Here is an 11,506-nt window from a genome sequence, read left to right as displayed (position 1 = left end):
CCCAACGAATACGAACACCGACACCACACCGCTAAACTCACGCTCGCCGCGTGATCAATAACCGCGTGCCCACCTTCACGGGGGAAGGCCCCTGGAAGTTCCCAGAGCTTGCCGACTTGCGGCTCGTCTCCCCGCTCGCCTGCTCCACCCCAGAGCAGGCACTGCTGACCACTCTCCAGCGGGCCTGGACGATTGCCACACCGTGGGGTCTCCTCAACCCCGAATCAGGCGCACATCACGAGTTCACAGGCATCGCGTCCGCCAACGTCGGTGCCAGGTTCAGCGTCGTCGGCATCGACTGGATGGAGTTCACCATCACTGATCGCCGTGAGGACACCGCCGCGGGCGCTCAGGCCTGACCATCGACCTGTCGCGGCGCAGCCAGACAGGGAGGGCTCTTCCCGTACCGCTGCTGTGCGGCTACAGCCGCACCTGTGCAACCAGGTTGCTGGCCTCCCAAGGGCATGTCTCTCGGAGCTTCACGGCCGCGGCACAGCGGATGTGCGATCGGGGCGCCTTCAGGGAGTTGCACGACAGGATCGGTGCCGACTTGGGCAAGGGGAGGACAGGGTGGGGATCTTCAGCCGACGCCGCGCGGACACCATCACCGCTCTCGCGGAACTGTTCAGCCCCGACCACGGGTGCGTCCGCGACGCCGCCGCGGGCATCGGCACGGGCCGATGGCGAGTAAGGGGGGTCACCGGGCGGTGCCTCCTGTGCCACGAACGGCGCGCTTGGAGGCGACAGCCTGGGCCGTCTCTGGGCCGTCCGAGGGTGACAACGACCCAGCGACAACGACAGGCGACGCCCATGGACGATGGCGCTGTCCGGACGACCGCAGAGGCTCATCGCCGCAAGTCAGATCCAGGTGTCGAGCCACATCCTCGCGTGCCAGCCGGTGTACGGGATCGTCTGCCCCGTGTAGATCGGGAAGAAATAGATGAAGTTCCAGGCAATGAGCAGGACAAGTACGCTTGCGGCCACCGAACCTCGTATGCGGCGTTTGCCAGCCGCTCCCGGCGGACCTAGCAGGGCTCCCAGCATCATCGTCACGGCCAGGCTCAGGTACGGCACGAAGACGACCGCGTAGAAGGAGAAGATCGTGCGGTCCTGGTAGAGGAACCAGGGCAGGTAGCCGGCACCCACCGCACAAAGGATGGCGCCGCAGCGCCAGTCACGGCGCAGCGCCCATCGGTAGAGCAGGTACACGAGTGCGCAGCATGCCGACCACCACAGGAGCGGTGTTCCCAGGGCGAGGATCGTCTGTGAGCAGTCGGCCGCTGTGTTGCAGCCGTCTGTACCGGGTTTTGGCGACTCGTAGTAGAACAGCACAGGGCGGCCGAGGACCAGCCAGCTCCAGGGGTTCGACTCGTACTTGTGGGGAGTGTGCAGCCCCACATTGAACCGGTAGACGCCGTACTCGTAGTGCCACAGGCTGCGGAGCGGCGCCGGGATCCACGACCATGTGCCGCCGCGGCCGTCCGCCCAGTGGCGTCCGTAGCCGTTGTCGGACAGGAACCAGCCGGTCCATGTGGCCAGATACGTCACGACGGCGACCGGAACGAGGGACAGCACTGACCAGCCGAGGTCCTTGCGCAGCACCGCGCGGTAGGGGCGGTGCGCCCCCGCTACGCGGCGAGCATCGACGTCCCACAGCAGGGTAAGGACCACGAAGAAGGCGAGGAAGTACAGGCCGTTCCATTTGGTTGAGGCCGCCAGTCCCAGGAAGAAGCCAGCTGCGAGCCGCCAAGGACGCACTCCCGTCCCGGCATGGTCACCGGTGCGTCCATCCGGGCGTACCCGGCCGTCCTCGTCGACCGGCAAGGCTTCCGCGAGCCGGGCCCGCGCACTGTCCCGGTCGATGAGCAGGCATCCGAACGCCGCCAGTACGAAGAACATGACGACGAGGTCGAGCAGAGCGTTGCGGCTCATCACGAAGTGCAGACCGTCCACCGCCATCAGAGCTCCGGCCAGGCAGCCCAGCAGTGTCGAACGGAACAGGCGTCGTCCTATTCGGCACAGCATCAGCACCGACAGCGTGCCGAAGGCCGCCATCATGAAGCGCCAGCCGAACGGGCTGAGGCCGAACATCCACTCGCCGAGGGCGATCACCCACTTGCCCGTCGGCGGGTGCGCGACGAAGGCCCCGGCATCGGAGAGCGGGATCACCTGGGGATGGGCCAGGATCTGCGGGTCGGAGATCTTGCGGTCCGGCCAGGTGCTCTCGTAGCCGAGCCGCAGCAAGGACCAGGCGTCCTTGGCGTAGTACGTCTCGTCGAACACGACCGCCCGCGGGCTGCCCAGACGCCAAAAGCGCGGCAGCCCGGCGAGGAGCGCCACCAGCAGCGGCCCGCCCCAACCCGACCAGCGCGCCAGCCGGCACGCCGCTACCGGTGACAGCCCGAGCATGCGCCACAGCCGTGACCCGGGTTTGGGAAACGGCACGACCAGACGGTCGCGCACGGACGTACGCGGGCGCTCGACGTGCCCGAAGCGGCGCAGCCGCCGCTCCCAGGAGATCGGCCGGCTGTTAGCTGCCTTCCGTGGCTCGTCGACAAACGCGGGCGCGCGCTCATGGATCACGTGGTGAGCTTTCTGACTTGTGGAGAGCAGGACACGCGGGGATCAGCCGCCCGGTGGTCGGTGGTGGTCACGCCGGCTCGGTCAGGCCTCACTGATCGGGACCGCTGGAACCTGGCCAAGGCGCTACCTGGTTGACGTCCGTTTCGGCGTCGGTCCCGGCCCGCGCATTGAGGGGCGGTAGGGCATCGGCACCCCATTGGCAGTCGAGGCATGGCGGGCCGTCGACGGCATCGGGATCGACTCGGCAGAGGTGACGGGGCGGGGCTGAGGACCAGTGGATCCACCCTGAGCGAAAAAGCTTGCCAGGACCATCAGTCCGACTCCAAGTCCGGCAATGGTCAGCACGGATCCGGTGGCCATCCAGGCCGTCCGGGCCCGCTGTCGGGCGCGAACGCCGGCCTGCAGGCGGTGTTGGTGCCGGCCCTCGTAGGGCGTGTCCTCCCGGCTGTCACGCATCATGCGTGCCAGCTCCTGCTCGAAGTGATCCATGGCTCCTTCTTCACTCGACCGGCTTGACTGCCTCAGCCATGAGCTGCCGTAACCGTGCAACGCCGCGTGCCGTGAGTGAGCGGGCGGTACCCACAGGACACCCCAGCACTTCCGCGACGTGCTGCTCGGGCAGGTCCTGGTAGTAGCGCAGTACCACCGCAGCCCGCTGTCGCGCTGACAGCAATGCCAGCATGGCCTCCAACCGGGTGCGTTCGTCCACGGCCGCGATCTCGTCTCCCGCCTCGGGCGGGTCGGGCAGCTGGTCCACGGGGTGCTCGCCCCACCAGCGACGCCGTGCCGAGCGAGCCGCGGCACGGGCCAGGATCCTGCGCACATACGCCTCGGGCGCCTGCTCGGCCACCTTCGGCCAGGCAAACCACAGCTTGACAAGCGCTTCCTGCAGCAGATCCTCCGCCCGGTGCTGGTCTCCGCCGGTGAGCAGCCGCGCCAGGTGAAGCAACGCCGACCACCGAGTTGCCACGAACCGGTCGAACTCATCGGCCCGCAACTGCCCCATCAGCGTCGCCCCCTTACCTCCCTGCCGAGCACGCCGGCCGCAGCCTCGTGGGGCCGCAGGGCAGCGCACGCGTCATCGACCACGTACGTCGCCGCACGCCCGCGGACACGCCCCTACACCTTCAAGAAAGACACTGGCCCTTACCCCGCTATGCACCCACACCATGTGGTGTGGATCACACACGTAATCTGGACCTTCTTGGACGCCGACGCGTCGAGGTCCTCGGTCCAGCCCACGATCGTCAATCCACGGGCGGCGGACGTGTTGAGGATGCTTGAGCGCTGCCGTTGCGGTGCTGTCGTCACGTCCGTCGTGTCGGAGACGCGAACGACTCCGACCACTCGCTCGTCCGTGGGGCCATCCTCGGCCTGGGTGCGCAGGGCAGTATCAAGCGGCCATCTCATTTGGTCAATCGCCGGTAACAGTGGAGAGTGCAGGCGATGCTGGTGAAGGTCAGGAAGTGGCTGGCTGTGCGCTCGTAGCGTCGGTGCAGGCGTCGGCATCCGGCCCGCATGTTCACCGAGTCGATCGCGCACCGCGTCCAGTCCAGCGCGCCCCGAGATCCCAACTCGTCGAGGACCAGGCGGTGCAGTTTGGCCCACACCCGGGCCTTGCTCCACTCGGTGAACCGCCGGTGAGCGGTAGCACCAGACGGGCCGAACGAGGCGGACGGCAGCTGCTGCCAGGTGCACCCCGACGTCGCCACGAACACGATCGCCGCCAGCACCTCCCGGTCACCGTGCCGGCGGCGGCCCCCACCCTGCGGCCGGGCTGACTTCATACGGCCCAGCCACGGCCCCGGACTTTGCGTTCTCCGCGGCGGATGACCAGCACGGCGACGTCGTCGAGGTGGTCGACCGCGACCGCGGCGTCGAGGACTCGATCGGCAACATCCTCGGCGCTCAGTCCGTTGTGCAGGGCTGCGCCGGCCAGTGTTCCGGCCCGCTCGAGTCCGGCGTCCAGCGTGAGGCCCGGTCCTTCGACCACTCCGTCGGTGACCATGACCAGCGTGCTGTCTTCGTCCAGGGTGAAGGTCTCCTCGCGGTAGTCGGTGTCGGGCACGACTCCCAGGACCGGCCCGCCCGGCAGCTCGCGGATGCTGTGGCTGCCGTCCTTGTGCGCGCACAGCAACGGCACGTGGCCGGCGCTGGTGCCGGTGACCCGTCCGTCGCTCGGGTCGATATGCAGCATGGTGCAGCTGGCGAATCGTGCCGCGCCCATCGTGACGAGCAGCTCGTTGGTGCGCGTCAGCACGGCTCCCGGATGCGCCTCGTGGGCGGCGATCCCGCGCATGAACGAGCGCACTTGTCCCATGGCTGCGGCGGCGTCGACGTCGTGCCCTTGGGCGTCGCCGATCTCCATGGCGACGGTGCCGTCGGGCATCATGAAGGCGTCGTACCAGTCTCCGCCGATGTCCAGCCCGTCGCGGCTGGGTCGGTAGCGGGCGGCGACCTCCAGGCCCGCGAGGTGCTCGGGCAGCGTGGGGAGCATGGTCTGCTGCAGCGCCGTGGCCAGCTCGATTCGTGCCTGCTGAAGCCTGATGCGCCTCAGTGCCTGGCCTGCCAGGTCGGCCAGCGTACCCATGAGGGTCCGCTTGTCCAGGGACGGCCGGTATCCGCTGCCGTAGGTCACCAGCCACGCCCCGAGGGGCTGGTTGCCGGCCTCGCTGAGGGGCATGATGGAGGTGGCGTAGTCGGGGCCGAGCCGGGCGAGGTGCGGATATTGGGCCGCGTGTGGCCAGCGGCGGATGTAATCCTCCCGGTCGGGGATGAAGTGCGACTTGCCGGTGCGGATCGCCTCGGGCAGCGGGCTCGGATGTTCCAGCGACATGCCGTGCATGACGTCGACTTCCCACATGGCTATCCCGGCATCGGTGGAGACGCGCAGGCGGCCTTCGTCGACGAGCGCGAGCAGGGCGCCGGCGGCGCCGAAGGTTGCGGCGAGCCGGGTCAGGACGACCTGCTGCAGTTCCTGCTCCGTGGCTGCGGTGATCAAGGCGGAGGAGAAGTCGGCGATGTCTTTGGCGCGCTGTCGCTCGGCAGTAAGCGCGGCCTGCGCCTTCTCCTTGTGCTTCTCCTGCTTGGTGTCGTCGCGGACCATTCCGAAGATCCGCTCGGGGCCGCCATATCCCAACTGGATCCGGCGGGTCTGGGCGGCCAATTGGCGCCAGCCCTCATGCTTGGTGAGGTACCGCAAACTGACCCAGGGGGAGTGCGCGGAGGCCGAGCGCACCAGCTGCCGGAAGGCTCCCTGGTCACCAGGGTGGACTGACGACGTCACGCGGGCCATGGCCGCAGTGGGATCCGGGAAGAGCGCGGACACGGCGGGTGAGCCGCCGAGCCACTCCAGACGGTCGTCATGGGACGAATACATCCACAGGCCGAGGTTGGCGGCTGCGGTGGCCAGCCGGAACGGGATCAATAGGCTGGTCAGGTCGTTTCGCGCGTTCAGCGCGTGCACCCATACCAGGCGCTCGGCACTTTCGGGATCCTTGACCGGGCGCGCCTCGAACAAGCAGGCAACGGATGCTCCGCCCGGCCCGGGGTAGTTCAGTACCCGCATCGCGACCGTCTTCGCGGTGGCGGCATGGATCACGAGACTCCTGGCCGAGATCCTCTCGCCTGCAGGCCATAGATCACCGAAATCATGTCCCAGGCACTGCTCCGCCGGCCTGCTGAGCGCCGTGGCCATCGCAGCGTTGAGACCGCTGATGACACCGTCCAGAGTCAGCAGAGCCGACGGGTCAGCCCTGTGAAGGAGTTCGTCCGAGGCAGCCATCTGCCGCTCCTTGACAATCGTTGAGCAGGAAGATTCATCCCGAATAGGTCCGCCGTCAGGCCTGGCAAGGTTGCGCTGTCCAGCGTCCGCGGTACCTGCCCCACGGCTGGAACGCCGAAGGGGCGGCGCGCTGGGTGCACTCGGCCCCTGTGTCACCAGCGACGCCGGACAGAAGAAACGGCGCCTGCGTGGCCTGCGCTCGTGCCCGCTTCCGGAGGGTCATAGGCATAGTGGGCGGCACGCTGGACAGCCTGCCGATAGAGATCTCATTGGAGTGGTGCCCGAACCGCCCGCTGAGTTCTGGATTCACGCGATCAGCGTCCTCGCTTCACCGACCCCGGACCGTTCGGGACCACCTTCCAGCGTGCACGGGGACCAGCGCCTTCCAGCGTGCAATGGAGACGAGACGGCGACTATGTCCTGACCACACGAGTTCATGGCGAGAGCTTGTTGCCAACGCACAAGCACCTATCGGACGAGTGCGCACCACGACGTCGACGGGCGTGTCGCTCACCATCCACGGACCAGCTGGTGCCCTGTACGCGCCGGTACACGTACGCCGACCAGTACACGCAGCGCCGCGGCTATGAGTCACATGGACCGGCTGTTCAGGAGGCGGCCCGGTCGTCTGTGACCGACCTCGTTGATGAAGCTCCCCTAGGCCGTCAAGCGGTCTGGATGAGTGACTGTGGTGGGGTGTGTTGTTGGGTGAGGTACTTGTAGACGTCGCGGGCGATGAAGCGTTTGAGGCAGACAAATCATGATGCCGCCGACGCCCTGGACAGGTGTGGACATTGGGGCGAGGGGCAGGCACGGCCGGAGACCGGCGATCGGGGCCGTGAATTGGGCGGATATTTTATCGGCACCCGCAGAGCCCGTCGAGTGGGAGGTGGGCGTGCGGAGGAAGCCAGCCGTCGGCCCTCGCCCCGGTCAGGGCCGGCATGCGAGGCCCGTATGAGCCCAGTCAGATCCCTGGGCCCGGGTTGGGCGCGGGGCCGGGGTGGACGCCGGCGAGGGAGTAGTGCGCGCCCGGGGTCCGGACGCTGCGTTCGCCGCCCCACATCGCGCGGACGACGGTGATCGCCTCGTCGAGTGCGTCGACGGCGGCCTTGGGCTCACGGCGCGGGCCGCTCATGGCCTCGATGGCTTCCCAGAAGGCCCCGGCGCCCGGGCCGAGTTGGACCCGGGAGACGGTCAGCCTGTCCAGGGTCGCGGTGGCCTTCGCCGGCACTGCCGGTGGGCGCAGCGGCAGTGAGTTGACCGGACCAGCGTGACGTTCTGCGTCCGGGCGGCCGGGAAGCTGAGCAGCGTCCAGGTGTTGTCGAACGCCGCCGGATATGGGTGTTCTTGGATGGTGAGGAGGTCCAGGCCGAGGCCGTCGATGAGCAGTGTCCGCTCACCGGAGCGGCCGACGGGCAGCGCGAGCGGGTCGACTCGCGCCACAGGCGGCCCCATATTGCCGGGGGCGTACAACCGTTGGACGGTGGAACGAGTCTCACCTTCGGAGCCGCCGCAGTGGGGGCAACGGTTCCTGTGTTGCGATTCGCAGAGACGTCGGGCGAACGCATGCGTTGCTACCGGTCGGGGGATCCATCGTGATGGTGGCGGAGTTCCGGACGAGTCACATGTCCGCGGCGGAGCGTTTCGACTACTGGTGCAGGATGACCGCGGACACGCTGGTACCCAATGCATTGCGCAGTGATCACGCCTCCGATTTCCAGGCGCGGATGCGGCTGCTGGACCTCGGCCTGGTGAAGGTCTCCCAGTTGAGCTATCCGTCGTTGGAGACGCGTCGGCCCGCGCATCTGATCCGGCGGTCCGATCCCGAGGCGTACCAGCTGATGCTGAATCTCCGCGGGGGCCACAGAATCATCCAGGGCGGCAAGGACACGACAAGCAAAGCGGGGGAGCTGACGGTCTACGACACCTCACGCCCTTGGCACGGATGGGCGAGCGCCGACACCGGCCCGGTCGAGGGCCTCCTGGTGCAACTGCCCCGGGAGCTGCTGCCGCTGCCGGCAGACCGGATCCGCTCCCTCACCGCTGTGCCCATGTCCGCGCGCGACGGGCTCGGCGCCCTCCTGGCCGGCTACCTCACCCAGTTGGTCACCGGTGCCGACGGGTATACAGAGGCGGACTGCCCCCGGCTCGCAACCATCACGCTCGACCTCCTGACATCCCTGTGCGCTCACCACCTCGACGCCGAGCGCACGGTACCGCCAGAAGCCCACCGCCAGACCCTGCTCCTGAACATCCGCTCCTTCATCGAGGAGCACCTCGCGGATCCTGATCTCACCCCCGCGACGGTAGCCGCCGCTTGCCGGATCTCCACCCGCCACCTGCACCGCCTGTTCCAGGACGAGGGCCTGACGGTCGCCGACTTGATACGTCAGCGCCGACTGCAGCGCTGTCGCCGCGACCTGGCCGACCCCGCCCAGAACCACCGCTCCATCCGGGCCATCGCCGCCCGCAGAGGATTCGGCGACGCCGCACACTTCAGCCGCGTCTTCCGCGCCGCGCACGGTCTGGCGCCCAGCGACTTCCGGCGCGTGGCACAGGGTGGGTAAGGGTAGCCGTTTCGCGGATCAAACCGTCGTGGCCGGCGTTTTGGGCCGCGTCAAGCTGCCGGGCCCCTTCAGGGTGCGCCGTCCTTCCACGCTTCCTGCCTTCCGGGGGCTGTCCGCAACCACCGAGCTGTCACTCGCAGGCCGCCTCCTGGACGGAATTCCCAACTCGGCGCCGGTCCGCAACGGTTGCACGAACAGGTCGGCCCGTATCGTCAACTGCGTGGCGCTGCCGGACAACGACAGGCGATCCGCTTCTGCCGATGCTGGAGAAAACCCCGAGCCGTTTCACTGCGAAACCGAAATCACGACGGAAAGGAGGAAACGAACCGTGCTCAAGAGACTCGCAATTGTCCTGGCCGCCAGCACAGGTCTCGGGAGGACGATTGCGGGCGAAAAGGGACGTTCGACCCATCTTTCCCGGGCAAGCGCGTGGCGGTGAGTTGGGCGACCAGGTACGTCGCGCGGAACCCGGACCAATCAGCTCAGGAGCCTTCACGTGCGTAGTAAGCGACTCACCAGAAGAAGCCGGATATCCGCCACGGCCGCCGCGACCGTCCTGCTGACGATCGGCACCACGATCACCGCGACGTCATCTCCCGCCTCAGCTGCCCCCACGGCTGTGGCTCACGACGACTTCAACGGCGACGGCTACCCCGACCTCGTCGTCTCCGCCCCCGGCGGCACCGTCAGCGCCATGAAGGGCGCCGGGTATGTCGCCGTCCTGTACGGCTCCGCCAGCGGCATCTCCGCCTCCCGGCGGGCGACGTTCAGCCTGAGCACCCCCGGCATACAAGGTCTCGCCCAGACCAACGACCACTTCGGCAAGGTGACCGCGTCCGGTGACCTGGACGGCGACGGCTATGCCGATCTCGTCGTCGGCATGCCCGGCAAGGACATCGGCTCCGCCACGGACGCGGGCGCGGCAACCGTGCTGTTCGGCTCGAGGACCGGGCTGCACGGCGCCGACAGCCTCTGGCTTCAGGACGACACCCCGAAGGAGGGCGACCAATTTACCCTGGGCCTGGCCACCGGCCGGTTCAGCGCCTCCGGCACCCAACTCGCCGTCCTGACCAAGACCACCATGCAGACGTACTTTTTCGAGGTCACAATCGACGCCCGGCGCACATCCGCGGACGCCGACTCCCTCTCCTCGTTCTCCTCGCAAGGGCCCGGCGACTTCCAGCCCGCCGCCCTCACCTCGGGTGACTACAACAACGACGGCGCCGACGACCTGGTCCTGCTCGGAACCAGCAGCTATTACCCGGCGGAGCTCTATGGCATGTCTCTGTACCTGCCCGGTGGCCCCGATGGGCTGCCTGACGGCTTGCACGGCGCGGAGATTTCCGGCGGCGGCCCGGTCGGCGCTTCCGGCGACATCAACAGGGACGGTTACACCGACCTCGTCGTGGGCTCCCCCACCGAGCGCGATAGCGGCGGCAACCCCTCCGGCGCCGGTGTCTTCTTCGTCCAGTTCGGCGGGCCCAACGGCCCAGGCGGCCCAAGCGGATCCAACCGCCAGTTCTGGACCCAGAACTCCTCCGGCGTCCCCGGCGTCAACAAGATCGGCGACGCCTTCGGCGGCGCCATCAGCGTCGGAGACATCAACGGCGACGGCTACGCGGACGCCGCCATCGCCGCCCCCGGCAACGACATCGGCACGGCCACCGACGCGGGCACTGTCTGGATCTTCCGGGGCTCCGCCACCGGCCTGACCACAAAGGGCATCCGCACCCTCAGCCAGGACATCTCCTCCGTCCCCGGCACCGCCGAGAAGGCCGACCAGTTCGGCAGCGCCCTCCGCCTCATCGACGCCAACCGGGACCGCAGGGCCGGCCTGGTCGTCGGCGCCCCCGGTGAGGACACGAACGACGGCGGCGCCTGGGTCTTCTCCGGGACCAGCAGCGGCCTGGCCACCAGCGGCTCGTGGTGGTTCAACGGCGCCAAACTCCATGCCCCGTCCCCGGACGCCCGCTTCGGCGAGACCCTCGCCCCGTAACCGCCGCGCCACAGCTTCACAGCAACGCCGCCCGCCCTGGGGCCGGGGGCCCGCTCTCCCGTCCCACCGGACCTGGCGGTACCTCGCAGTCAGAACTCGTGGCCAAGCCACCCGGGCACGTATGCAGGAAGAATCGGGGAGGGGCATATCACTATGCGGAGAACCCAGGGTCAGTACCCACGCCGTCGCCGATGGCTCGCTCTCGTCGCTGTGTTGGGCGCCGCCTCCCCTGCGGAGCGGCCTCTGTTGTTGTTCGTCTGGGCGAAGCCCAACTCTGCGACGAAGCACGGAACTTCGGAGAGGCTTGGTCAGGCCGAGGTAAGGACTGCGCAGGTCACTTCTTGTTCACTCCATGGATCTACCCGCATGGACCCGGTGGTGGTGTCATGCCGTCGGCCGCCCGGCACCCCACTGTCTGGACCGACCCTGCGGGAGAACCCACATGCGCCGCTCCTGCGCGCCGAGGGTTGAGCCTGCGCCGGCGGCCAGGTCTCGGTGCCCTTCACTTACCAAACATGGCTCAGCGACGCTGGGCGCCTTCATGATCGTAGCCCTCTGGCGAGAGGCAGTTCCAGC

Annotated in this window: 9 protein-coding genes and 1 pseudogene; 4 read left to right on the top strand and 6 right to left on the bottom strand. The window is 68.2% G+C overall.

Translation table 11 applies throughout. From position 1 onward, the window contains the following. Positions 1-50: 50 nt before the first annotated feature. Positions 51-359: a hypothetical protein gene (locus ACFYXB_RS44440; protein WP_389591101.1), complete on the top strand. Its 309-nt coding sequence runs from the start codon at positions 51-53 to the stop codon at positions 357-359. Between the two features lie 499 nt (positions 360-858). Here ACFYXB_RS44440 and ACFYXB_RS44435 read toward each other — a convergent pair whose 3' ends face one another. From ACFYXB_RS44435 to ACFYXB_RS44410, 6 genes and pseudogenes are all read right to left on the bottom strand, one after another. After that, positions 859-2,583: a dolichyl-phosphate-mannose--protein mannosyltransferase gene (locus ACFYXB_RS44435; RefSeq protein ID WP_389591100.1), complete on the bottom strand. Its 1,725-nt coding sequence runs from the start codon at positions 2,581-2,583 to the stop codon at positions 859-861. 499 nt (positions 2,584-3,082) lie between these two features. Continuing rightward, positions 3,083-3,589 carry a SigE family RNA polymerase sigma factor gene (locus ACFYXB_RS44430; protein ID WP_351367511.1) on the bottom strand — a complete coding sequence of 169 codons (507 nt, stop codon included), beginning with the start codon at positions 3,587-3,589 and terminating at the stop codon, positions 3,083-3,085. A 400-nt stretch (positions 3,590-3,989) separates the two neighbouring features. Continuing rightward, positions 3,990-4,358 (bottom strand): annotated as a pseudogene (locus tag ACFYXB_RS44425) (transposase); the annotation flags it as partial. A gap of 8 nt (positions 4,359-4,366) precedes the next feature. Further along, positions 4,367-6,367, bottom strand: coding sequence for a SpoIIE family protein phosphatase (locus tag ACFYXB_RS44420; protein WP_389591099.1), 2,001 nt, complete (start codon positions 6,365-6,367; stop codon positions 4,367-4,369). Positions 6,368-7,331: 964 nt separating this feature from the next. Continuing rightward, entirely contained in the window at positions 7,332-7,598 is a 267-nt protein-coding gene (locus ACFYXB_RS44415; RefSeq protein ID WP_389591097.1) for an LLM class flavin-dependent oxidoreductase, read from the bottom strand. Then, a complete protein-coding gene (locus tag ACFYXB_RS44410) occupies positions 7,562-7,810 on the bottom strand; it encodes a hypothetical protein (protein WP_389591096.1) in 249 nt (82 codons plus the stop codon). The genes ACFYXB_RS44415 and ACFYXB_RS44410 overlap by 37 nt, the downstream gene beginning before the upstream one ends. Before the next feature lie 218 nt (positions 7,811-8,028). Here ACFYXB_RS44410 and ACFYXB_RS44405 point away from each other — a divergent pair, with 218 nt between their 5' ends. From ACFYXB_RS44405 to ACFYXB_RS44395, 3 genes are all read left to right on the top strand, one after another. Next, complete coding sequence (locus tag ACFYXB_RS44405) at positions 8,029-8,934, top strand: helix-turn-helix domain-containing protein (RefSeq protein WP_389591094.1); 906 nt, start codon at positions 8,029-8,031, stop codon at positions 8,932-8,934. A gap of 220 nt (positions 8,935-9,154) precedes the next feature. After that, positions 9,155-9,373 carry a hypothetical protein gene (locus tag ACFYXB_RS44400; protein WP_389591092.1) on the top strand — a complete coding sequence of 73 codons (219 nt, stop codon included), beginning with the start codon at positions 9,155-9,157 and terminating at the stop codon, positions 9,371-9,373. A gap of 57 nt (positions 9,374-9,430) precedes the next feature. After that, entirely contained in the window at positions 9,431-10,930 is a 1,500-nt protein-coding gene (locus tag ACFYXB_RS44395) for an FG-GAP repeat protein (RefSeq protein WP_389591090.1), read from the top strand. Positions 10,931-11,506: the final 576 nt, after the last annotated feature.

The sequence above is a fragment of the Streptomyces sp. NPDC002619 genome, assembly GCF_042889305.1.
In the GTDB taxonomy this organism is placed as follows: domain Bacteria; phylum Actinomycetota; class Actinomycetes; order Streptomycetales; family Streptomycetaceae; genus Streptomyces.
The sequence above is the reverse complement of the archived record's forward strand: the minus strand, read 5'-3'. Positions and strand labels throughout refer to the sequence as shown.